The organism is Deferribacter thermophilus (assembly GCF_049472675.1).
Lineage (GTDB): Bacteria > Chrysiogenota > Deferribacteres > Deferribacterales > Deferribacteraceae > Deferribacter > Deferribacter thermophilus.
The window spans coordinates 1-24,054 of sequence record NZ_JAPNXM010000008.1; the positions used below are offsets into that span (position 1 = coordinate 1).

Consider the following 24,054-nt stretch of genomic DNA (forward strand, 5'->3'; position numbering starts at 1 on the left):
TCTGTCCCAGCTTAACAGCGAACATAGCATTATATTTAAGTAACATAAAAAATAAATACCATAATAATTCGTAGGAGGTGTATTATGGATTATCCACTTTGGTTGGCTAATAGTGATGTTCCTGGTGCATTGGTAATTGCTTTAGTAGCTGTGTTACATGTTTTTATTTCTCATTTTGCAGTTGGAATGGGTTTATTTCTAGTTTTAGCAGAACTTAAAGCTATAAAAATTGGTAATGCTGACCTAAAACAGTTTGTTAAGAAAACTAGTGGCCTTGTTTTGCTTGTATCTGCTGTGGTCGGTGCCCTTACAGGAGTTGGTATATGGTTTACTATTGCACTTGTTTCACCTACAGGCACATCAGCTTTAATACATAATTTTGTATGGGGATGGGCTACAGAATGGGTGTTTTTTGTCTTAGAGATTGTAACCATATTAATATATTATTACACATGGGACAAAGTCTCAGATAAATACCATGTTTTGCTGGGATGGTTATATTTTGTTGGTGCATTTATGAGTTTGGTTATTATTGTAGGTATTATTTCATTCCAGTTAACACCAGGTAAGTGGATAGAAACAAAATCATTCTTTGATGCATTTTTCAATCCAACCTATATACCATCAGTTATTGGTAGAACAGGTATAGCATTTTTATTAGCAGGTCTTTATGCAATGGTTACAATATCTTTTATTAAAAATCAAAATATTAAAAAGGATGCTTCCCATTTTGCAGGCTATTTTGTGTTAGCTGGTTCAATTTTTGCTTTTTTGGGTATGACATGGTGGGTATATGCTATACCTGTAGATGTGAGAGAACAGATGATAGGTGGTAATCAAATTTTGACTAACTTCTTAATTTATTCTGGATGGCTTACTGTTATTATAACAATATTATCACTTCTATTTATGTTTGTTGTACCTAGATATATAAATATAACAATAGCGTTAATCATATTGGTTTTAGCTCAAATTAGTTTTGGCTATTATGAATTTGCAAGAGAAAGGGTTAGAAAACCATTTATTATTAGAGACTATATGTATTCTAATGGGATTCTTGTTTCTGAGGTTGAAAAGCTAAATGAAAATGGTGTTTTATCAAAAGCTAAGTGGGCAAACATAGCTGGTTACAAGGATAAACTTAAAGTGGGAAGAGCTGTATTTGTAGCTGAATGTAAAATTTGCCACTCCCTAAATGGGTTCAATGCCTTAAAACCTAAAATTGAAGGGCTAGAAGCTGAAGATCTTGATGGTCTTTTAATGGATTTAGATTCAAACCCATTGATGCCACCTTTTGTTGGTACTGACAAAGAAAGAGAAGCTTTAGCTGCTTATTTAGCAGAAATAGCAAAATAGGAGGCTAATATGAACGAAATTTTAAATTATATACCATCACCAGATCTAATACCTATTCCAAGTCATCAATATATATTTCTATTTTTCCTTGTTTTTACATTATTTATGCATTTTATCTTTATGAATCTCACACTGGGAGGAACCATTTTAATATTAGTATCTAAATATATTTCTAAAAATATGGGTGATAATGTTTATGATAAAATTGCTGAAGAGATTGGTTGGTTAAACACTTTTAATATATCGCTTACAGTTACTACTGGAGTTGCTCCTTTACTTTTCTTGCAGGTATTGTATGGTCAGTTTTTTTATAGCTCTTCTGTTTTACTATCATGGAAATGGTTATTTGTGCTATTAGCAATTATTTTAGCTTATTATTTTTATTACCTATTTAAATTTAAGCCTTTTGGATTGAAATATACTGGCGGGCGAGGATTTATTTTCATAGTATTTGCTGCTATACTATTTTTATATGTGGCTTTAATGCTTGTGACTAACACTCTTTTATCTATGCAACCAGAACTATGGAAAGATATATATTTAGGAAAATTATCTGTTTTTTCTGCAAAAACCCTTACTTTGAGATTCTTCCATTTTCTTTTTGCTGCCATTGCCTTTAGTGGCGCATTTTTGATGTTATATTCAAAAATGAGAAAAAAATATAGTAAGGAATTATCTGATAAAATGTACTCTCTTGGCAAATATTCATTCTTAATCCCTACTTTAGTGCAGTTAATTGTAGGGACATGGTACTTGTTTTCTCACCCTGCAAATTTTTATTCAAATCCAACTTTGATACTGTTTTTAGTTATTGGAATTGCTTTAGCCCTTTATCCTGCATTTTTAATACTTATGAAAAAAGAGAATGAAAAAATTGTTTTTGGAGCTGCTACATTGTCAGTGCTCAGTATGGTAATTGTTAGAAGAATTATAGAAAGCACATATTTTTCAAAATACTTTGACTATATGAGCTTAAGTGTTAAACCTCAGTGGGGGATTTTTATTATTTTTATAATATTATTTGCAGCCTTGTTAGCTACTCTTTATTATTTAATAATTAAATTGAAGTATGAACTTGCTAATAAATAAGTTTTATTTGTAGCAGGAGATTTTTCTCCTGCTTTTTTGTTGCAAACTAAAAATTTTAAATAACACTTGAGAAATAAGCAAACTTAATGTATGATTATTAGAGATAAATATCAAATAATATCAATATGTTATAAAACTGGAGGTATTTTTGATGTATTCAGAAAAGATTTACGAACTTTTAGATGAGGAGCCAAAATTAACACCAAATGCTTTAACTGTTCTTAGAAAAAGATATTTAAAAAAGAATGAAAAAGGGGAAATTGTTGAAACCCCAAAGGGAATGTTTCAAAGGGTAGCTATGAATATAGCCTTAGCTGATCTGAATTATGATAAAAATGCTGACATTGAAAAAACTGCTAAAGAGTTTTTTGATATTATGGTATCACTTAAGTTTTTACCCAATTCCCCTACCCTTATGAATGCTGGTAAAGAGTTACAGCAATTATCAGCATGTTTTGTTTTACCTGTTGAAGATTCTTTAGATAAAATTTTTGATGCTGTTAAATATACAGCATTAATTCATAAATCTGGAGGAGGAACTGGTTTTTCTTTTTCAAGATTAAGACCAAAAGATGATGTAGTAAAGACAACAAAAGGTGTTTCTAGTGGTCCAGTATCTTTTATGAGTGTTTTTGATGCTGCAACAGAAACTATCAAACAGGGTGGTACAAGACGTGGTGCTAATATGGGCATACTAAGAGTGGATCACCCCGATATAATGGAATTTATTTATGCAAAAAAGGATAAAACAAAGCTGACTAATTTTAATTTATCCGTTGCTGTTACAGAACAATTTATGGAAGCTGTTTTGAAAGGTGAAGATTATCCACTGATTAATCCTAAAAATGGTAAAGTTGTAAAAAAATTAAATGCTAAAGAAGTTTTTGATCAAATGGTAAAACTTGCTTGGGAAGGTGGCGACCCGGGTATTATTTTTATTGATAGAATAAACAAAGACAATCCAACCCCCAAAGAAGGTGAAATTGAGTCAACAAACCCTTGTGGAGAACAGCCACTTTTACCTTATGAGTCATGTAATTTGGGTTCTATTAATTTAGGTAAATTTGTTAAAAATAAAAAGATCTTATGGGATGAATTAAAAGATGTTATACATGTAGCAGTTCATTTTTTAGATAATGTAATTGATATGAATAATTATCCTATCCCTCAAATTGAAGAGATGACTAAGAAAAACAGAAAGATTGGCCTAGGTGTAATGGGCTGGGCAGATATGTTAGCTCTTCTTGAAATTCCATATAACAGTGAAGAAGCATTAAATTTGGCAGAAAAAGTTATGTCGTTTATTCGTGAAGAAGGTAGAAAAGCTTCAATGAAACTTGCAGAAAAAAGAGGGAGTTTCCCTAATTTTAAAGATAGTATTTATCCTGAACAAGGTTTCAAAATGTTAAGAAATGCTACCATAACTACTATTGCTCCAACAGGAACAATATCTATAATTGCAGGGGCTTCTTCAGGTATTGAGCCTTATTTTGCGATTGCTTTTTATAGAAATGTTCTTGATAATGATAAATTAGTTGAAGTAAACCCAATATTTAAAGAGATAGCAAAAAGAGAAGGTTTTTATAGTGATGAATTAATGGAAAAAATAGCAGAAACAGGCCATTTATCAGAGGTTGAAGGAGTACCTGAAAAATGGAAAAAGGTTTTTGTTACAGCACATGAAATCTCACCTATTTGGCATGTAAAAATGCAGGCTGCATTCCAAAGATACACTGATAATGCTGTAAGTAAAACAGTTAATTTTCCAAATGAAGCCACTGTAGAAGATGTTAGAGAAGTTTATTTGCTTGCATATAAAGAAGGTTGTAAAGGGATAACAATTTATAGGGATGGCAGCCGTGACGAACAAGTTATTAATGTAGGTATAAAAGATAAGGATGAAAAAGAAGAAACTCAGACAATTGAAATAAGAGGACAATTTAAACCAAGACCAAGACCAAAAGTTTTAGTAGGTAAAACAATTGAGATGATGACTGGATGTGGAAAATTGTATGTTACAATTAATCAGGATGAAAATGGTGAACCATTCGAAGTATTTACAAGTATGGGTAAAGCAGGTGGTTGTGCTCAAAGTCAATGTGAAGCAATAGGTAGACTTATTTCTTTGGTTCTTCGTAGTGGAGGAGAGCCTGAAACAATAATAAAACAATTAAAAGGTATTTCATGTCACATGAGATATGGTTTTGGCCCAAATCAAGTTTTAAGCTGTGCTGATGCAGTAGGAAAAGCTATTGAGCAAGCCTTAAATATGCCAACAGAAATTAAAGTGGTAAAGCAAGAGGAAATAACTGTAGATAAGTTATTAAGTGAAGTGGAAAAACAGGATAAAACCTCAACCCCTAGAAACGGTGCTTGTCCAGAATGTGGTGGAATTTTAAATTATGTTGAAGGGTGTGATGTCTGCTATTCTTGCGGATATTCTCATTGTAGCTAGAAACTAAAAAAGCTCCCAAAAGGGAGCTTTTTTTTATTTTAACGCCAACCTGGCGTTAGAATTAAGCTCAGCTAAAACCAGTAGGTCCACCACTACATGATGAACCGCTATTACCAGAAATAGATGATATTGTTGATATTAATTTCTCAATATTTTTACTTTTACAAGAAGGGCATTCAACTTCTTCATCAAATTTAAATACTAATTTTGTAAACTCTTTACCACACTCTTTACACTTGTACTCATAAATTGGCATTTTCTAATACCTCTTTTTTATAAGTACTTATTGATTGCATCTAAATATACACCTTTTGGTTGAACACCAATAAATTGTTCAACAACTTTTCCATCTTTAAAAATCATAACTGTAGGGATACTCATTATTCCGTATCTTGCTGCTAAGCTCTGGTTTTCATCTACATTAACTTTCCCTACTTTTGCTTTACCTTCAAGCTCAGTAGCCAACTGATCAATAGTTGGTGCAAGCATTTTACATGGGCCACACCAAACAGCCCAAAAATCTACTAAAACAGGAACATCACTTTCTAACACTTCTTTTTGGAAATTCTCTTCAGTAAAAGTTAAAGCCATTTTTCTAACCTCCTTTTTATATTCAACGATAATATATATTTTATAGCTTAATTGTCAATTAAAAACACACCCATTAAACCATCTGCATTTTTTACAACTTTCTTTTTTTCTAAATTTACAGCCTTCTAACATGCCTAATCTTGTAATTGCAAAATCATATTTAAGCGGGTCATAATTATTAACTTTTAAAAAGTAATTTGTTACATTTAAAACATTTTTAAAGTTGTTTGATTTATTTTTTATAATATTCATATTATATGCATATGTCAATATATGAATATCCAAAGGTGCTTTCAACAGTTTTTTATCATATTTTTTCCAAATTCCAAAATCTATACTATCTTTTCTAATCATCCATCTAAAAAACATCCTTATGCGCTTAGCAGATGATTTGTATATGTCGGGCAATAAAAATTGCAATCCATGTGAAGTGTTATTTTTAAAAGTTTCTAAAAAATCTTTTCTAAAAAGATAGTAGGCTTTTTCAACATCAGAACTATCTAAAATTAAAAAATAATTGTACAAACTGCCAAATTCATCGTAGATATTTTTTAGAAATTTAAGAAAATTAAAAATATCATCATTAGTTTGAAATCTGTAATAAAGATTTTTTTTGATTGTTATATTACTTGGTTCTGTTCCATATTCATTAAAAAGATTATTTAAAAATTGGTTTATTGATTTAACCCTTCCGTATGCAAATAATGAAGATAAAAAAGCTACATACTCTTTATTGCCATTTAGCTTATGAGGAAATAAAATAGGATCCGTGGAACAAAAACTTATATTATTGTAATAATCATATATTTTTTCTAAGAAACTTTGCATTTATAAAGAAGTGAGGATATAATCCTCACACTATTCTTTTTTCTCAAAACTACCTTGAGAGCCACACTCTGGACATTTTCTTGGCTTACATCTACCCTCTTTTTCATAACCACATTTTGTGCATTTGAATACTGCCATATTAAAACCTCCTACTGCTTTTTACAATTTTTACAAACACCTTTAATATGTAAGTCAATATGCTCAATTTCTGCGATATAATCTTTTTCAAAATCTATTTGAATATTTTCAAGGTCATAAACTTTATTACATATCTTACAGACAAAATGACCATGCTCAGAAATATCTGGATCAAATCTGCTGCATGTAGGATCCACAGTAATCTGCTTTATTGCTCCAGCTTTAACTAAAGTATCTAACGTATTGTAAACTGTGGCAAAAGAAAAATATTTTTTATCTTTTCTTAAGTCATCATAAATTTCAACTGCAGATGGGTGATTTTTGTTTCCATCAAGATACTCAACAATCCACATCCTCGGCTTAGTTAATTTAAAACCCGCATTTTTTAAAGCTTCAATCGCTTTTTCTTTAAACATTATGCTCTCCAAAATTATTTTTTGGATAAATCTTTATCCTAACTAAATCTAATTTAGAAATATTATAATCCCAAAATCTGAAAAAATCAAGAAAATTAAAGCTTCCTTTAGGTGAGATAACAAGCTTTATAAAATTATTGTTAATTTCCACTAAAAAGTCATTCAAAAAAACTTTTTTGTTTACCCCTTTTTTACTTTTTTTAATATAATAACTTTTGTTTTGTAAAAGCGAATTATTCAAAAATTCCATGGACTTTTCATCTAAAAGAAATTCTTGATAACAAACATTGAAATCATTATTTCGTAAATATTCAATGTTTTTTATTTTAAAGCCCATTCTATCTTTATAATGCAATAATTCAAAAATTTTTTCGTCAGATTCTACAATTAACAATTCATTTTGACCAACTACACCTATAGGTAAAGGGTATATATAATTTAGTTTGGGTTGAGGATTAAAACCTTGGGAAAATTTCAAATTAACACCATTTCTAATAAATAAGTTTTGAAAATATCTATTTGTGTCAAGAGCCGAGAAAAAAATAGCATCCTTTTGCTTTTCAAAAGTTATAAGAAATTTTTTATAGTTTACGACATTAACTACTTTCTTTTGTTTTTTTGGATAATCATTTGCAATAATATTTTTCATACTTTTAAAATCACATAACCCACAAGCATGACAAACCCCTTGTTTACAATCAGAAGTAGTTGATACATTTTTACTTTTTATAAACTCTTTATATAAGAATTTTTTAGATACACCTATATCAATATTGTCCCAGGGAAGCGAATCATTTTCCAAGTAACTTTTTGAAGCATACCTATAAATATTTAAACCATTCATTTCAAAAATCTCTTTCCACTTTTCAAAATTAAAAAATTCACTCCACCCATCAAAAATAATTTCATTATTTAACGCATCTTCTAATATTTTGTTTATTTCTATTCCACCTCTTGAAAAACAAGCTTCGAGTATACTTTGACCAATATCATGGAGTTTAATTTTAAGTTTTCTTTTTCTAAATTCTTCTCTTAAAAGTTTATGCTTTTCTAATAAATTCTCATAATAATCTTGACCGCACCACTGAAATGGGGTGTGTGGTTTAGGAACAAAATTAGAAACAGAAACGGAGATCCCAAATCTTTTGCCAACTGTTTTTTGAGCTTTTTCAGCTAAATCAGCTATAGCAACTACATCTGAAATTTCTTCAAATGGTAAACCAATCATAAAATATAATTTTGCATGATCGAAACCACCTTCTTTAGCTAAAAGAATAGCTTCTAATATTTCATCTTCAGTCAAATTTTTATTAATAATATTTCTTAGGCGCTGAGAACCTGCTTCTGGAGCGATAGTAAATCCTGATTTTCTAACTTTTGTTAATTCTTCAAAAATAAAACTTTTAATTTGATCTGCTCTAACAGATGGTAAACTTATGGAAACACTCTTATCGGCTAAATTATTATTTAAATTATATAAAAGTTCTTCAAGTTTTGTATAATCTGCAGCTGACAAAGATAATAATGATAATTCAAAATATCCTGTATTTAGAAATTGTACAATTGCGTTATCTAATAATAAATCTATATCTCTTTCTCTAGATGGCCTATAAATATAGCCTGCCTGACAAAATCTACACCCTCTGGTGCAACCTCTACATATTTCTAAATTTATTCTATCATGAACCACTGAGAAATTTGGAACTAAAGGTTTTTTAATAAATCCTTCTTTATCAAACTGATTATAAACCAATCTTTTAACTTTTTTGTTTGGGTCTATTAATGGAACATAAATAAAATCATACTGATTAAAAAACTCCAGCTTTTCTGTTCTATTTTTAAATGATTTTTTACTGAATTTATCAATTATATCACTTAAAGCTTCTTCGGCTTCACCAATAAAAAAAACATCAATAAATTCTTTGATTGGTGCGGGGTTAACCACACATGGTCCACCTGCAAAAACGATTGGGTCATTGTTTTTCCTTAATTTAGATTTTACTGGTATTTCTGATTTTTTCAGGATATACAGCATATTTGTATAGGACAATTCATATTGTAATGAAAAACCTATTATATCAAATAATTTTAATGGAGTCTTAGTTTCTAAAGAAACAAAAATATTTTTGTCTAAATAATTGATAGCATCTACCCAAGGCATAAAAAATCTTTCACAATATATATCATCCATTTCGTTTAGTTTTTCATACAGAAGTTTAATTCCATAATGAGACATACCAATCTCATAAACATCAGGAAAAACTAGGCAAAAATGTGTCTTAAACGAATCTTTGTAATATGAATTTGTCTCTTTTCCTACATATCTTAGCGGTTTTGAAATGTTTAAAAGCTCTTTATTATGTGACAATGTCATATCTCCTTAAAGCTATTGAGTTTACTATCCCGCACAAACTAAAAAAAGTAATCAAAGATGAACCTCCATAACTTACAAATGGCATTGGTATTCCAACAACCGGCATTATTCCCATAGTCATTGCTGCATTAACATAAGTTTGAAAAAATATAAGAGATGCTGCTAAAAGTGCAATAATTTTTCCTGTTGGCTCTTTAACCAACATGCCAATATAGAGTAATCGGCTTAATAATAATATGAATAAAAATAAAACTATGCTACCACCAATAAAACCGAACTCTTCACATATTAATGAGAAAATAAAATCTGTATGTCTTTCCGGTAAAAATTTAAGATGTGATTGTGTTCCTTTGAGAAAACCTTTACCATTTATTCCACCTGAACCAATAGCAATTTTAGATTGTATTACATGATATCCAGCTCCAAAAGGGTCTTTTTCTGGGTTTAAAAAGGTTATAACACGCTTTTTTTGATAATCTTTTAAATAGTTCCAACCAATAGGTAGTGAAATAACAAGAATTAATAATGTAATTATCACAGTATATCTTCTTACACCTAAATATAATATTCCAACCCCCCAAAGATAAACATAAACAAGGGCAGTTCCCAAATCAGGCTCTAAGAATATAAGTAAAAAAATAGGTATTAGATATATAGATTTTTTGAAAATATCTAAGAAAGTTGCATATTCAACTTTATTGGTTGCAAACTGTTTTGCTAAGAAAATAATCCAAATCGTTTTGATAAACTCCGAAGGTTGTAATCTAAAACCTCCTATATTTATCCATCTTTGTGCTCCCATACCAATATGCCCTTTTATTAAAACTAAACCTAAAATAAAAAGGCTAAAAATATATAATAACATTGAATATTTTACCAAAAATCTATAGTTGATTATTGTAAAAAATAAATAAGAAATAAAGCCTATAATTAACCATATTATCTGTTTTAAATAAAAGTTAGCAAATTTACCTGTATTTAAATCAAAAGAAGCTGAATATATGGCAAAAACTCCAATTGTCGAAATAAGTAGAATTAATATCGTTAATATATAATCAAAATTTTTAAAGTATTTTTTATTTAGCTGAAACATAACCTAAATCCACCATTTTATTTATTATAGCTCCTACAATAGGTGCTGCACCTTTACTCCCTGATCCACCATGTTCTACAAAAGCCACAACTACAAATTCAGGATTTTTTATAGGGACAACAGCAGCAAACCATGAATGATCTCTATACTCCCAAGGGATTTTATCCTCATCTAAGTCTTTAAATTTTTTTAATGATACTACTTGAGCAGTTCCAGTTTTACCCCCAATTTTAACCTTGCTAACCCTTGCTCTATAACCAGTGGCTTTTTCTGAATAAACTGTATCGTAGAGTGCATTTAACAAAAATTTTGTATAATTATTATTTAGATTTAGTTTATTTATGATTTCTGACTTTTTTTCAATAAATTCACCATTGTTTCTTTCAACTCCAAGGACAACAGAGGGTTTGAAAACATTTCCTCCATTAAAAAGTGTTGATAACATAACTGCAATTTGCATAGGAGTGGTAGATATATAGCCTTGACCTATAGAAGCAATTATAGTTTCTCCTGGATACCAAACTGTTTTAAATCTATTTTTCTTCCACTGTCTATTAGGAAACAGACCACTTTTTTCATTGGGTAAATCTATACCTGTTTTCTTTCCTAATCCAAAATTTAAAGCATAGTCAGATATTTTGTCTATTCCAAGTTGCAATCCAAGATTATAAAAGTATATATCACACGATTGGACAATGGCATCATGCAATGAAATATTCCCATGCCCGCCTTTTTTCCAACAACCATAGCTATAACCATTAAAATCAAATAAACCATTACAAAAAAAACTTGTATTATAATTAATTACTTTTTCATTTAATCCTATATAAGCCATAAGTATCTTAAATATAGAACCTGGAGGATAAGCATCTTCGATTACTCTATTTGTTAAAGGTTTGTATCTGTTTTTTATAATTTTTTTCCAATTATCCTGACTTATAAAAGGGGTAAAAAGGTTTAAATCATAACTTGGAGATGAATATAAAGAAAGGATTTTTCCAGTTTTAATATTTAAAACTACAACACCACCTACTTTATTACCAAATATTGTGCTGACAGATTTTTGTAAATCATAATCAACACTTAATATTATATTTTCCCCTTTAATGGGCTCTTTTACTGACAGTTCATCAATTACAAAACCAAGACTATCAACTTCAACCTGTCTTACACCATTTTTTCCTCTTAAAATATCTTCATAAGTTTTTTCTACACCTGTTTTACCAATTAAATCGCCTGTAGCATAACCACGATTCTTTTTTAAATCATCTTCAGTGACTTCCCCCATATACCCGATTATATGTGATAACCTTTTGCTATCATAGTATCTTCTGACAGAGTCAACTTCAATTTTTATCCCTGGAAACTCTTCATTATGCTCTAAAATATAATTTACTTGTTTTTGGTTTAAGCCCCTGTAAATTAAAAAATCCCCAAAATAATATGTTTTTTTGTATCTATTTTTAATAATTTCTTCATCAATATCAATTACTTTTGATAATTTATTAATTGTATTGTCTAAATTTTTAATATAATTTTTTGTACCAATTAAATTAAATGATGGTTGATTTGTTACTAAATATTTCCCATTTTTGTCTTTTATAAACCCCCTATCTGCTTTTATCCTAATTAGTCTAATTCGGTTATTTTCTGATAATGAATAATACCTTTCATAATTAACGATCTGTAAATAAAACAATCTTGATATTAATACCAAAAAAAACAACAAAAAAACTAAGAAAAATAAAACTAACCTTTTATTATAAATATTATTTACTAAATCACTTAAAGCTCTGAACAAAATTATACCTCAAAATAATTATTTTAGTTACAATTAAAAAAGTTATATTTAATAATAAAAACTTAAAGATATTTAATAAATTAAACTCATCATAGAAGTATGATAGTATTATAAAAAATATAATAACAAAAAGTACTTGTGTAATAAATAAGATTAACATTTTCTGATTAATAGATTTTTTTAAAATTTGATAAAGTATTTTATAAAAGATGAAAATTAACAATGTAGAACCAAAAAAAAGATTATTTATAAAATCTGAAAAAAAAGAAATCAGTATATCAAGTGAATCTATTTCAATATCTTTAAATCTTTCAAAAGCTAAAAACATTAAAAATGGGTACTGAATCACATTCCAATATTTGTCAAATGAATTTGTTAAACTATATAATAAAATTAATACAAGCAAAAATATTAATTGTTTTTTAATTTTTTTCATTTTTTACAATCACTAATACATTTTCAATCCTATTAAAATCAACAGTTGGTTTTAAAAAAACTTTTTTAAATAAGCCATATTTGGGATCTTCGATCTTTGTAACTACCCCAACAGGTATGCCTTTTGGATATAACATACCTAATCCTGATGTAATAAAAATATCACCTACCTTAACTTCTCCTAAATCTGAAAAGTAATCAACAATTAAATCCCCCTTTTCAAAGCCTCTAACAACCCCTGTTTCTCGAGAATTTAAATTTAAAACTGAGACTTTAAGTGTTCTATCTAAGGTTAATTTTACCTTTGCACTATTTTTATAAACTTCTATTACTTTACCCACAAGCCCTTTACTACTTATAACAGGAAAATTTACTTTTATCCCATTTGTACTTCCCATGTCGATAATGATATATTTTTCTAAGCCATAGATATTTTTACCTATAACATTTGCAGCTATTGTGTTTAACTTATATGTTTCTTTAAAGTTCAAAAGCTTTCTTAACCTATCCAATTCTTTTATTTTTTCTTTCAGTAATATATTTTCAAACTCAAGAAGCTCCAATTTTTTCAATAATTCTGTATTTTCTTTCTTCACATTTATGAGGAAAATATAGTTATCTATTACTTTTAAAAAATAATCTGTAGTTGAATCTACAATATATAAAAATGGATTTAAAAAAGTGCCTAATAACCCGCGAATTGGCCTATAAGTTGAAGGGATTTTAAATTGCAAAAAAATTAATAGTAATAATAACAGTACAATAAAAAATAAATTTTTTTTTAATTTAAGCATCAGTCAATAGCAACTTTCCTAAGTAAATCCAATTCCTCCAATACCTTTCCAGAGCCAATTGCTACAGCTGTCAAAGGATCATCAGAAACAATAATTGGTAAACCAGTTTCATGTGAAAGTCTTTTATCTAAACCTTTCAATAAAGCTCCACCACCTGTTAAAACAATACCTTTGTCAACTATATCAGCAGCTAATTCTGGTGGAGTTTTTTCTAAAGCGATTTTTACAGCTTCAACTATTTTCACAACCGCATCGTTTAAAGCTTCCCTAACCTCTTCATCTGTAATTTCAATAGTTTTAGGTATCCCTGTTACAAGATCCCTACCTTTTATTTCTACACTCATTTCTTCGTCTGTTTTAAAAGCAGAGCCTATTTTTATTTTTATCTGTTCGGCTGCATTTAATCCAATTAGTAAATTATATTTTCTTTTTATATAATTAACTATAGCTTCATCCATTTCATCTCCACCAACTCTTACAGAGTTGGCATAAACTATACCTGACAGTGATATAACAGCTACCTCTGTTGTTCCACCACCAATGTCAACAATCATATTGCCAGTAGGCTCTTGAATCGGTAATCCTGCACCAATTGCAGCAGCCATTGGTTCTTCTATCAAATATACTTCCCTAGCTCCAGCCTGAATAGCAGAATCTTTTACAGCTCTTCTTTCAACCTGTGTTCCACCTGAAGGAATACATATAACAATCCTAGGTCTTACAAGTGATTTTCTATGGTGAACCTTTTGTATAAAGTATCTTAACATTTTTTCAGTAACTTCAAAATTAGCGATGACTCCATCTTTCATCGGTCTAATTGCCACTATATTTGCTGGTGTCCTACCTAGCATACTTTTTGCTTCATTGCCCACTGCAAGAATTTCATTTGTATTTTTATTTATTGCAACTACAGATGGCTCATTGCACACTATCCCTTTGCCTCTGACATATATTAAAGTATTTGCAGTCCCTAAATCTATCGCTAAGTCGTTAGAAAATAGATCAAATATTTTATTAAAAATCATTTATCACCTCCAAGCAATAAACAATAGCAAATTTTTTAAATAGTATCAATATCAATAATATCAATATTATTACTTTCTGTGTCTAAAATTACAAAAGTAGCTATATCAGTTAAATATCCAGCTAAACTGCCTGGATTTATAATTAATTGAGTCTCTTTTTTATCAATAAGTACTTTATGAGAGTGCCCAAATAGAACATAATCTATAGATTTATCAATATATTTTACTATATCACCCTCATGAAAAATTATAAATTTCTTACCATAAATTTCAAAAAAATAAGGTGGTTTAAAAATCCTACCATTACTTATTTCATTAAGCATCAACCACTCACCATCATTATTCCCAAATACGGCTCTGTAATCACAATTTAATTCATTTAATATTCTTAAAGAAAAAGGTGAAACAATATCACCGCAATGAAATAAAAAATCAATTTTTATGTTGTTTAAATAAGTAACGCATTTTTTTAGATTTGTTAAATTGTCATGCGAATCTGAAATTATAGCTATTTTAGACAATTTAAACCTCCAGTTTAAAATGTTTCATAGATAAATCCGCCACCTACAACAATATCATCTATATAAATCGCAGCTAACTGCCCCTTTGTAGGAGCAAATTGAGGTTTGTCAAACAATAATAAAGCCTTATTTTCAGGTAGTATTTCCACTAAACAATCCTCTTCCTTCATTCTATATCTAATTTTTGCTTTTGCTTTAAATACCCTAAGTTTTTCATCCACCATATTTACATCTCTTAATTTTACTCCTCTTTTTACCACTTCATCTTTTTTGGCAAGATAAATATTTCCACTTTTTGCATCTATCTCTTTTACATACAAAGGTTCATGATAACTTAAGCCAAGACCTCTTCTTTGGCCAACCGTATAAAATTCAATACCTTCATGCTCTCTTAATTTTTTACCATTATAAATCATATACCCTTTTTTAAATCTTGAACTTTCAACCTTTTCCTGCAGAAATTCTCTATAGTCCCTACCACATAAAAAGCACACCTCTTGACTATCTTTTTTAGCTGACACTGGTAAACCTATCTCTTTAGCAATTTGTCTTGTGATCTCTTTAGAGCTTATTTCGCTCATGGGAAATTTCAATAAATTTACCTGGAATCTATCTAATAAAGCTAAATAATAGGATTGATCTTTTTGTAAGTTTGTAGCTTTACCAATAAATTTTTTACCATCTCTTTCGACAACTTTTGCATAATGACCAGTAGCTATATACTTTGCATTGTTTTTTTGCATTTCGTTAAAAAGATAAACAAATTTTGCAGTTTTATTACAAAATGCACAGGGGTTTGGGGTTTCCCCTTTTTTATAGCTGTTAATAAAATAAGAAATTACATCTTTGAAGTAACTACTGTAATCAGCAACATACCATTTAATACCCAATATTTTTGCCACTGATTCAGCATCAGCAATCATTTTCTCTGTGTTTTCACTATCAAACAGTTTTAAAGTAACACCGATAACCTCGAACCCTTCTTCTTTCATTTTATATGCAGAAACAGAGCTATCAACACCACCGCTCATAGCTACTATGACTTTGTCTTTCATGATACCTCCATAAATTTTAAAACATAACTATTGAAAAAAAATAAAAATTGCAATAATTCTTTTTAGATATTTAAAAATAAAAAAGGAGTTGTTAATGGATAATCACCGTTTTGAAAAATTAAATGATTTAAAAAAGATGGGAGTAAACCCTTATGTTAGCTCATTTAAAGTCCCATTTAATATAGCAGAAATTAAAAAAAGTTACTTAAATACCTCATCAAATGAATTGTTAGATAAAAAATACAGAGTTACAGTTGCTGGCCGTGTAATGGCTATTAGGGAGTTTGGGAAAGCAGCTTTTTTAAGTATAAAAGATAGAAGTGGGTCAATTCAAATATATATCTCAAAAAAAGAATTATCTGAAGATGAGTATAAAATTTTTAAGAAAACCGATATTGGAGATTTTATAGGGGTTTCTGGATATTTATTTAAAACTAAAACTGGTGAGCTTACAGTATTAGCAGAAAGCTACAAAATACTAACAAAGGCTTTAAGGGATTTACCTGAAAAATGGCATGGTTTAAAAGATGTAGAAAAGAGATACAGACAAAGATATGTTGACTTAATAGTAAATGATGATGTCAGAGAGCTTTTTATTTTAAGAAGTAAAATAATACAAAGGATGAGACAGTTTTTTATTGAAAACGATTTTATAGAGGTAGAAACTCCAATGATGCAGCCTATCGCAGGTGGAGCTACTGCAAGACCTTTCATCACTCATCACAACGCATTAGATATGACCCTTTACCTAAGAATAGCTCCAGAATTATACCTAAAAAGGCTTGTAATTGGTGGGCTTGAAAGAGTCTTTGAAATAAACAGAAATTTTAGAAATGAGGGTATTTCCACAAAACATAATCCAGAATTTACTATGGTAGAGTGGTATATGGCCTATGCTGATTATTATGATCAGATGGCTTTTACTGAAAATATGCTTTATACGATTGCCAAAGATGTACTTGGTAAAACTATTATCAAATTTGGAGAACATGAAATTGATTTAACACCACCGTGGGATAAGTTGACTTTAGAAGATTCTATTGAGAAATATACAGATATTAAGAAAGATGATTTAAAAGATTTTGAAAGTGCTAAAAAAGTTGCTGAAAATCTCGGAATTAAACTTGAAAAGAACTGGGGCAGAGGCAAAATTGTTTTAGAAATTTTTGAGAAAACCGTAGAGCATAAATTAATTCAACCAACATTCATAATTGATTATCCAAAAGAGGTTTCCCCTCTTGCAAAATCAAAATTTGATAACCCAGATGTTACAGAAAGATTTGAATTATTTATTGCTGGTATGGAAGTTGCAAACGGATTTAACGAGCTAAATGACCCAATAGATCAAAAAGAGCGTTTTGAAAAACAGGTAGAAGCAAAAGAAGCTGGTGATGAAGAAGCACACATGATGGATCATGATTATATTAGAGCTCTCGAATATGGGCTACCACCTACGGCTGGTCAGGGGCTAGGAGTGGACAGGCTTGTTATGCTATTTACAAATAAAAATTCTATTAGAGAAGTCATCCTTTTCCCACACATGAGACCAGAAGATTTATGAAAATTTATATTTTTAATAAAGGGATAGATTGTAAATATGAGTTTCTACTTTCAAAATTTGAATATAAAGTTGTTTCAGATTTAGATGAGCTATTAAAAATAAAAGACAGTATTGTTTTTATAAGTTATGAATATAATAATATATTCTTAAAGCTTATCAATCATGATAACGATTTGATTATTATTTATAAAGATAATTTTAAATTTGAAATTCAGGAAACTCTAAATAAAGGAATACTAATTCATGAAAAGCTCTTTTCTCTTGAAGAATCTAAAATTTTTATAAATTCTATATTGAATATATTAATAGCCAAAAACTCAAAAATAAATGAAATTCATAACAATCTTATTGATATTGCATTTGCTTCAACCTATGTCCTTGAAGAAAAAGAAAAAATAGAAGATCTTGCAAATAAAGATTTATTAACAGATTTATACAACCACTCTTTCTTTCAAAAGAAACTAAATGATTATTTTGGCTTAGCAAAAGAAACTAATAAAATTTTTAGTGTTTTAATCCTTGATATAGATTTTTTCAAAAAAGTTAATGACACTTATGGTCATCTTGCTGGAGATAAAGTTTTAAAAGATTTTGCAAAAATACTTAAGAAAAATACAAGAAAAACAGATATTGTGGCAAGATATGGTGGAGAAGAGTTTGGAATAATAATTCCAGATTGTGATAAAACTTGCACAGAAAAAGTATTAGAAAAAATTAAGGATGTAGTAGCAAAGCATATTTTTGAATTTGAAAATCACAAAATAAAAATAACCTTTAGTGCTGGTTTTACTATTTATAATAAAAAATATAAATCTGCACAAGACATGTTATCAAACGCAGATAAAGGGCTTTACATAAGTAAAAATTCAGGTAGAAATAGATACACTTTTGTTGACGCATGATTTATTTAGATAAAATTTCTGAGCTTTTAAAAAAGATTTATCATGAAAAATTAGTAGCTCGTATAGCAGTCGATAAATTTATAAGAAATCTCAATGTAAACTCAAAACAGAGAAAAGAAATTTTAGATTTTATATACGATTGTATTAGATTTCTCGGTTTTGTTAAAAATCATGACTTTAAAATAACAAAAGAGCAACTTGATGAGCTTAAAAACAATTTAATATTAAATAAAAGTTCATTTGTAAATATTCTTGGATTTAATGAAGAAATATCAAAACTTATATTAGACAGCATACCAATTGATGATTTTTCACTTTTCTTAGAGCGTGCACCTCTTACAATCAGGGCAAATATGATTAAAACCACCAGAGAAAAACTTTTAATAGAATTTGAAAATAAATTCAAAAAATACAAGACAGTTATGACACAATATTCACCTTATGGTTTAACTGTAGATAGTCATATCAATGTCAGAGTTATGGAAAAATTTAAAAAAGGTTTTTTTGAAATTCAGGATGAAGCAAGCCAACTTATCACATTTCTTTTACCGATAAAACCAGGTAATAGTATCTTAGATATTTGTGCTGGGACTGGTGGAAAATCTCTGGCAATTGCTTCTCATTTTTACAACTCTGTAAATATTGAAGCTTTTGATATTGACAAAAATAGGCTGCAAAAATTAGCTAAAAGAAGCAAAATTGCTGACGCTAAAATAAAAATCATTAATAAAACAAAAACAAACTTTTATGATGCAGTATTAATAGATGCGCCCTGCTCTGGTCTTGGAACCTTAAGAAGAGATGTAGATTTAAACATCAGAACCACACCAAGATCATTAAAAAAGGTTTTAAATCTTCAAAGAACTATTTTTAACAAAGCTGCTGAATCGGCAAAAACTGGGGGGTACATAATTTATGTAACATGCAGTTTTTTAAAAGAAGAAAATGAAAAACAGGTGGAATACTTTTTGGAAAATCATAAAAATATCAAGTTGATAAACTTATCCGATATTTTAACCGACAAGCAATATAACATATTTATTCATAATCAATTTTTTAAAACTTCACCAAAAATAAACGGTATGGACTCATTTTTCGGAGCAGTTTTCCAAAAAACTCATTAGGCTTGAAATAATTTAAAAAAGAGGTAAAATGTGAATATCATAACAGTATTTGGAGAACCTATGAGTTCGTTTTTAAAATATCAAAACTTTATGAAAATATCTAATTTTGATTTAATTGAAGAAATTAAGAGTTATTTTAATTCATTTCTACTTATTAAATTTCATGAGGTAAAAATAAATTCAAATTTCAAAAAATATAAAATAAAACTACTTATTTGGAGTTTTAATGAATAGAAATATTCCTATACTCAAATTTATTTTAATAATACTTTTTTCGTTTATTTATAACTTAAACAATGTTTTTTCATATGATTACGAAGTAAATGCAGCTAATAATCTTACTTGTGCTGGTTCAAGAACTAACCAAGATTTGAATTGTAATGCTGGTGAATTTACAACTATTGTTGATATATTGACAACTGGAGAATCTACTACTTGTGTAGAAGGACAATCATTATCAATTGATATAATATTAACACTAAAAGATAATAATGCTGAAAGGTATGATATTGGTTTTTTTGTAGGAGAAAATAATAATGACCCTAGATTGCAAACTGGTCAATGCTCTGTTGCAACATTTGATAGTAATCAAAGTATATCTGACTCATGGATTGATAAGGATCATGATAGCTGTAGTGATTTTAAAAAAAATGGTAATTCTACTGTAAAAGTAAATAATGTTATTGTAAGTTGTATAGACAATGATCGAGATGGTTCATTGGATGTTCCGTATACTGTAGTGTACCAACAAAATAAAAATAATTCACTTAACTGTTCAGGACCTCTAAATGTATCTAGCGGTTCGAAATCCAAATGTAATTTTGGTTATGCAGCAATAAATGATATAATAGTCCTACCAAAACCTATAGCAGACTACCACTTTGACGAATGTAGTTGGGATTCTGATCCCAATACAAAAGAAGTAAAAGATAATAGCTCAAATAGTTATCATGGTAATTCTGTTAATGGACCCGTTACAGTTGATAATAAAACAGCTAGTGGTGGAATTGGTAGAGTTGGTTATTTTGATGGAGTAGATGATTATATTGAAATTCCACAAACAGCGGCTGATATACTCAAAGGCACAGCTTCTCTAAGTTTTTGGATTAAGACAACACAAACAGGTAATGATATTACTTGGGCTGCACCAAGTATAATAGGTGTTGAAGAAGATGGCGGTATAGACGATATTAGATGGGGATGGATAGATAGTAATGGGCATATAGGTATAAGCAAAGGAAACAATGGCAGTAATTCTAAATCAACTAAAATTATAAACGATGGTCAATGGCATCATATCGTTCTAACATGGAACAGTAATGATGGAAATGTAAAAATATATATTGATGGCAACCTTGACACACAGGGACAAACAGATAGCGGTATTGTCAGTAGAAGTTTTAATAGTATAGGTAGAACAGAAAATACTAACACATCTAAGTCAGCAGTTTATTTTAATGGATATTTAGATGAGTTAAAAATCTTTGATGGAATTTTAAGTTATTCTCAAGTACAACAAATTTATAACAATGAAAAAGCTGGAAAAAATTGGGATGGGACAAATAGAGAACCACCTTGCTGTTGTGTGCCTGAAAATGGTAACTTAATAGCAAATCCAAGTTTCGAAATTTTATGTAACTCAAATATAATTGAAACATGGAATAATGTTTCTGGTGGCATAGTGCATCAGAGAAAAAATGTTTGTGGATGGAACACTGCAGATGTTATTGAGACTTGGGAAAATACTACCCAAAAACCTGCAAGTGATGGAATCGTTTTTGCTGAACTTGATGGCGATCGGGGATCAACAGATAAAATATGGCAAATTTTAAAAACTGAGCAAGGTAAACAATACACAATTGAGTTTGATTATAAGAAAAGAGATAATGGTCACAAAGATAATATTACAGTTTATTGGAATGGTAAACAGGTTCTTCATATTCCTGATAACAATTTTAGCACTAATGAATGGAAAACAGCAAAAATCACTGTTACAGGAACAGGAAACGATAACTTTACAATATCCGAAACTAAAGATGCCGATGATAGTTATGGTAGCTGGATAGACAATATAAGAGTTGTTGAAAGTACAGGATACAAATACTTACTAATAGATGCATCTCCTACAGCTCTTACCTGCCAACCAGCCGAAGTAACTATAACTGCATGTGTAAATGATAATTGTAGTCAAAAATATAGTGATGGTGTAAGTGATATAGAGTTATTAGTGAATGGTGCAAGCTGGGAAAGTAATCCAGTAGTAATAAATAGCGGCAGTAGTAGTGCAACTGCAAAACTTATAAAACATGATAATGGAACAACCATTTTATCAATCAATAATGCTAACCCTTTACCATCTGATACTCCCATTTATAAATGCTCATGGGATCCAAATTGTAAGATAAATTTCTACGATTCAGGGTTTATTTTTGATATTAAAGATACATATTCATATAAACCGCAAGATGTGACAATTAAGGCTGTGCGTAAAGATGACCAAACACAAGCCTGTGTGCCTGCTTTTCAAAATACAAGCCTTGATATTAATTTTACATTTGATAATTTGAGTGCAAATCCAACAAATACTGCACCAGAAATCAATAATTTTACACTTCCTAATAACATCTCACTTAATTTTGACAACAATGGGTCAGCCACTTTTAATGTTGTTTACAAAGAGGCTGGTAAATTAAGTTTTACAGCTACTTATGATAATGGGACTGTTTTTGCTGTTGGCTCTGACACAGCAGTTTTTAAGCCATTTGGTTTTTATGTTTATACAACAGATAATAACTGGCAAGCTGATAATGGTGCAAATAGCACAGTATTCAAAAAAGCAGGAGAAAATTTCAATTTAACTGTGAAAGCAGTAGGTTGGCAAAGTGATACTGATACAGATTTATCAGATAACCCTGTAACTGTAAATTATAATGAAAAAAATATTTCTGTAACTCATACTTTAGTAGAACCTTTTGGTGGAGATAATGGATCAATTGGTGTTAAATCTCTTGATTTTACAAATGGTGTAGCATCTATTGATAATCAAACATTTAGTGAAGTGGGAATAATTAAATTTACTGTCACTGACGATGATTATCTCGGTGCAGGTAGTATTACTGGCGCAAGTGCAAACATAGGTAGATTTATACCAGATCACTTTATTATTAAATCAAAAACCAATGGTGTTTTAAATGATAATGGAAACTTTATATATACTGGCCAAACGGTAACTTACTTAACCAAACCAAAATTTATTATTGAAGCACAAAATAAAGACAATCAAACAACTAAAAATTATAGTGGTGATTTTTTTAAGTTAGATATTGGTGGAATAAGTATAATCGATCCTACTAATGATGATAAAACTACTGGAAATGATGGTAATCTGCTATCAGTAGAAATTAATAGAGCAATTGCTACATTTACTATTAATAATGATGGTTCAGCTACTTATACCTTTGGAGATGATAATATTACTTATATAAGAGATAATAATTCTAAAATTGCACCGTTTATTCCGCAACTTACTTTTAAAATAAACAGCATTATAGATAATGATAGCGTGTCTGGAATAAAACTTCCAGACAATATATCTGTGACTGGTAGTGAAATGAGATATGGTAGATTAAAAATTTATGATAATTATGGTCCAGAAACCGAAGATTTAGAATTAGATATAGAAACACAGTATTGGGACGGGAAGTATTGGGTATTAAATACTGATGACTCACACTACAGTTTAAATATTAATGATTTTAAATTGGACAATTACACAGAAGAACTAAATAATGGTGACACTAACATTGACAATTTAACAGGTATAAATGGAGGTAAAGGGAGCTTACATTTAACTACACCAGGAGAAAACAACTATGGGACTGTTGATATTTGTATAGATACTTCATCTATTATTTATAACTACTTGAGTGACAGTGATACTTGTGGTACAGCAACATTTGGTATTTATAGAGGTAGAGATATAATAATCGATTGGCAGGAAATACCACCACAATAATAAATTACAAAGTTCTATGTTCTATGTTCTATGTTCTACGTTCTATGTTCTAGGTTTAATGTAAACCTATTATTTTTTGCAAGTATAGTAAAATAGTATGCTTATTTTTCATGTAAATATAGATTGCTTCGCTAACGCTCGCAATGACCAATTTCTCAGTCATTGCGAGGAGCAAATGCGACGAAGCAATCTTATTATTATGATATTTATCAATATGTTAGCTTATTGTACAACATCCTCATAAGATTTCCATAACAATTTGAGGCTTATGCATCATGAGGGTATTTTTTGATATCACTGTAGTTTTGAGATTGCTTCGGCAACTTTTGTTGCCTCGCAATGACCCAAAAATGCCGTCATTGAGTGTATTAGCGAAACAATCTAAAAAAAATATTTTTTTATGCAAAATCTTTTTTTGAAAAAATTTAGCTTGATTTAAAACTTTTCAGGTGTAATTATATCAAAGTTTATAAAGCAAAAT

Annotated in this window: 21 protein-coding genes; 8 read left to right on the forward strand and 13 right to left on the reverse strand. The window is 29.4% G+C overall.

Features of this window, described 5'->3' with window-relative positions; genetic code table 11:
• The first annotated feature begins 84 nt into the window (after positions 1–84).
• The 3 genes from OWM07_RS08035 to OWM07_RS08045 all read left to right on the forward strand — a co-directional run bounded on the left by OWM07_RS08035 (position 85) and on the right by OWM07_RS08045 (position 4,900).
• Positions 85–1,356, forward strand: a complete 1,272-nt coding sequence (locus tag OWM07_RS08035) for a cytochrome ubiquinol oxidase subunit I (RefSeq protein ID WP_423303176.1) — start codon at positions 85–87, stop codon at positions 1,354–1,356.
• Between the two features lie 9 nt (positions 1,357–1,365).
• Positions 1,366–2,445: a hypothetical protein gene (locus OWM07_RS08040; RefSeq protein ID WP_423303177.1), complete on the forward strand. Its 1,080-nt coding sequence runs from the start codon at positions 1,366–1,368 to the stop codon at positions 2,443–2,445.
• Positions 2,446–2,596: 151 nt separating this feature from the next.
• Positions 2,597–4,900, forward strand: a complete 2,304-nt coding sequence (locus tag OWM07_RS08045; RefSeq protein WP_423303178.1) for a vitamin B12-dependent ribonucleotide reductase — start codon at positions 2,597–2,599, stop codon at positions 4,898–4,900.
• 67 nt (positions 4,901–4,967) lie between these two features.
• Here the strand turns inward: OWM07_RS08045 and OWM07_RS08050 are convergent, their stop codons facing one another.
• Genes OWM07_RS08050 through mnmA form a run of 13 tightly spaced genes read right to left on the reverse strand, consistent with a single transcriptional unit; the run spans position 4,968 to position 15,971 of the window.
• A complete protein-coding gene (locus tag OWM07_RS08050; RefSeq protein WP_423303179.1) occupies positions 4,968–5,156 on the reverse strand; it encodes an FmdB family zinc ribbon protein in 189 nt (62 codons plus the stop codon).
• Positions 5,157–5,173: 17 nt separating this feature from the next.
• A complete protein-coding gene (trxA, locus tag OWM07_RS08055) occupies positions 5,174–5,491 on the reverse strand; it encodes a thioredoxin (RefSeq protein ID WP_423303180.1) in 318 nt (105 codons plus the stop codon).
• A 54-nt stretch (positions 5,492–5,545) separates the two neighbouring features.
• Complete coding sequence (locus OWM07_RS08060) at positions 5,546–6,319, reverse strand: TIGR02757 family protein (RefSeq protein WP_423303181.1); 774 nt, start codon at positions 6,317–6,319, stop codon at positions 5,546–5,548.
• 30 nt (positions 6,320–6,349) lie between these two features.
• Positions 6,350–6,457 (reverse strand): RCKP-type rubredoxin-like domain-containing protein, encoded by a 108-nt coding sequence (locus OWM07_RS08065; protein WP_423303182.1) that lies wholly within the window; start codon positions 6,455–6,457, stop codon positions 6,350–6,352.
• 11 nt (positions 6,458–6,468) lie between these two features.
• Entirely contained in the window at positions 6,469–6,873 is a 405-nt protein-coding gene (locus OWM07_RS08070) for a Fur family transcriptional regulator (RefSeq protein WP_423303183.1), read from the reverse strand.
• The gene (locus OWM07_RS08075) at positions 6,866–9,247 is read right to left on the reverse strand and encodes a TIGR03960 family B12-binding radical SAM protein (protein WP_423303184.1); all 2,382 of its coding nucleotides are present in this window, start codon (positions 9,245–9,247) and stop codon (positions 6,866–6,868) included. The genes OWM07_RS08070 and OWM07_RS08075 overlap by 8 nt, the downstream gene beginning before the upstream one ends.
• Entirely contained in the window at positions 9,231–10,340 is a 1,110-nt protein-coding gene (gene rodA / locus OWM07_RS08080; protein WP_423303185.1) for a rod shape-determining protein RodA, read from the reverse strand. The genes OWM07_RS08075 and rodA overlap by 17 nt, the downstream gene beginning before the upstream one ends.
• Positions 10,324–12,141, reverse strand: coding sequence for a penicillin-binding protein 2 (mrdA, locus tag OWM07_RS08085; RefSeq protein ID WP_423303186.1), 1,818 nt, complete (start codon positions 12,139–12,141; stop codon positions 10,324–10,326). Before mrdA ends, rodA begins: the two co-directional genes overlap by 17 nt.
• Positions 12,122–12,577: a hypothetical protein gene (locus OWM07_RS08090; RefSeq protein WP_423303187.1), complete on the reverse strand. Its 456-nt coding sequence runs from the start codon at positions 12,575–12,577 to the stop codon at positions 12,122–12,124. Before OWM07_RS08090 ends, mrdA begins: the two co-directional genes overlap by 20 nt.
• A complete protein-coding gene (mreC, locus tag OWM07_RS08095; protein WP_423303189.1) occupies positions 12,564–13,370 on the reverse strand; it encodes a rod shape-determining protein MreC in 807 nt (268 codons plus the stop codon). Before mreC ends, OWM07_RS08090 begins: the two co-directional genes overlap by 14 nt.
• Positions 13,370–14,395 carry a rod shape-determining protein gene (locus OWM07_RS08100; RefSeq protein WP_423303190.1) on the reverse strand — a complete coding sequence of 342 codons (1,026 nt, stop codon included), beginning with the start codon at positions 14,393–14,395 and terminating at the stop codon, positions 13,370–13,372. The genes mreC and OWM07_RS08100 overlap by 1 nt, the downstream gene beginning before the upstream one ends.
• A gap of 35 nt (positions 14,396–14,430) precedes the next feature.
• Positions 14,431–14,916 carry a metallophosphoesterase gene (locus OWM07_RS08105; RefSeq protein WP_423303191.1) on the reverse strand — a complete coding sequence of 162 codons (486 nt, stop codon included), beginning with the start codon at positions 14,914–14,916 and terminating at the stop codon, positions 14,431–14,433.
• Between the two features lie 14 nt (positions 14,917–14,930).
• Positions 14,931–15,971 carry a tRNA 2-thiouridine(34) synthase MnmA gene (mnmA, locus tag OWM07_RS08110; RefSeq protein WP_423303192.1) on the reverse strand — a complete coding sequence of 347 codons (1,041 nt, stop codon included), beginning with the start codon at positions 15,969–15,971 and terminating at the stop codon, positions 14,931–14,933.
• Between the two features lie 94 nt (positions 15,972–16,065).
• Here mnmA and lysS point away from each other — a divergent pair, with 94 nt between their 5' ends.
• The 5 genes from lysS to OWM07_RS08135 are packed head-to-tail and all read left to right on the forward strand — an operon-like array spanning position 16,066 to position 23,573.
• The gene (gene lysS, locus OWM07_RS08115; RefSeq protein WP_423303193.1) at positions 16,066–17,532 is read left to right on the forward strand and encodes a lysine--tRNA ligase; all 1,467 of its coding nucleotides are present in this window, start codon (positions 16,066–16,068) and stop codon (positions 17,530–17,532) included.
• Positions 17,529–18,434 carry a GGDEF domain-containing protein gene (locus OWM07_RS08120; protein WP_423303194.1) on the forward strand — a complete coding sequence of 302 codons (906 nt, stop codon included), beginning with the start codon at positions 17,529–17,531 and terminating at the stop codon, positions 18,432–18,434. The genes lysS and OWM07_RS08120 overlap by 4 nt, the downstream gene beginning before the upstream one ends.
• Complete coding sequence (locus tag OWM07_RS08125; RefSeq protein ID WP_423303195.1) at positions 18,431–19,558, forward strand: RsmB/NOP family class I SAM-dependent RNA methyltransferase; 1,128 nt, start codon at positions 18,431–18,433, stop codon at positions 19,556–19,558. The genes OWM07_RS08120 and OWM07_RS08125 overlap by 4 nt, the downstream gene beginning before the upstream one ends.
• Positions 19,559–19,588: 30 nt before the next feature.
• Complete coding sequence (locus OWM07_RS08130; protein ID WP_423303196.1) at positions 19,589–19,792, forward strand: hypothetical protein; 204 nt, start codon at positions 19,589–19,591, stop codon at positions 19,790–19,792.
• The gene (locus OWM07_RS08135) at positions 19,785–23,573 is read left to right on the forward strand and encodes a DUF6701 domain-containing protein (RefSeq protein ID WP_423303197.1); all 3,789 of its coding nucleotides are present in this window, start codon (positions 19,785–19,787) and stop codon (positions 23,571–23,573) included. The genes OWM07_RS08130 and OWM07_RS08135 overlap by 8 nt, the downstream gene beginning before the upstream one ends.
• Positions 23,574–24,054: the final 481 nt, after the last annotated feature.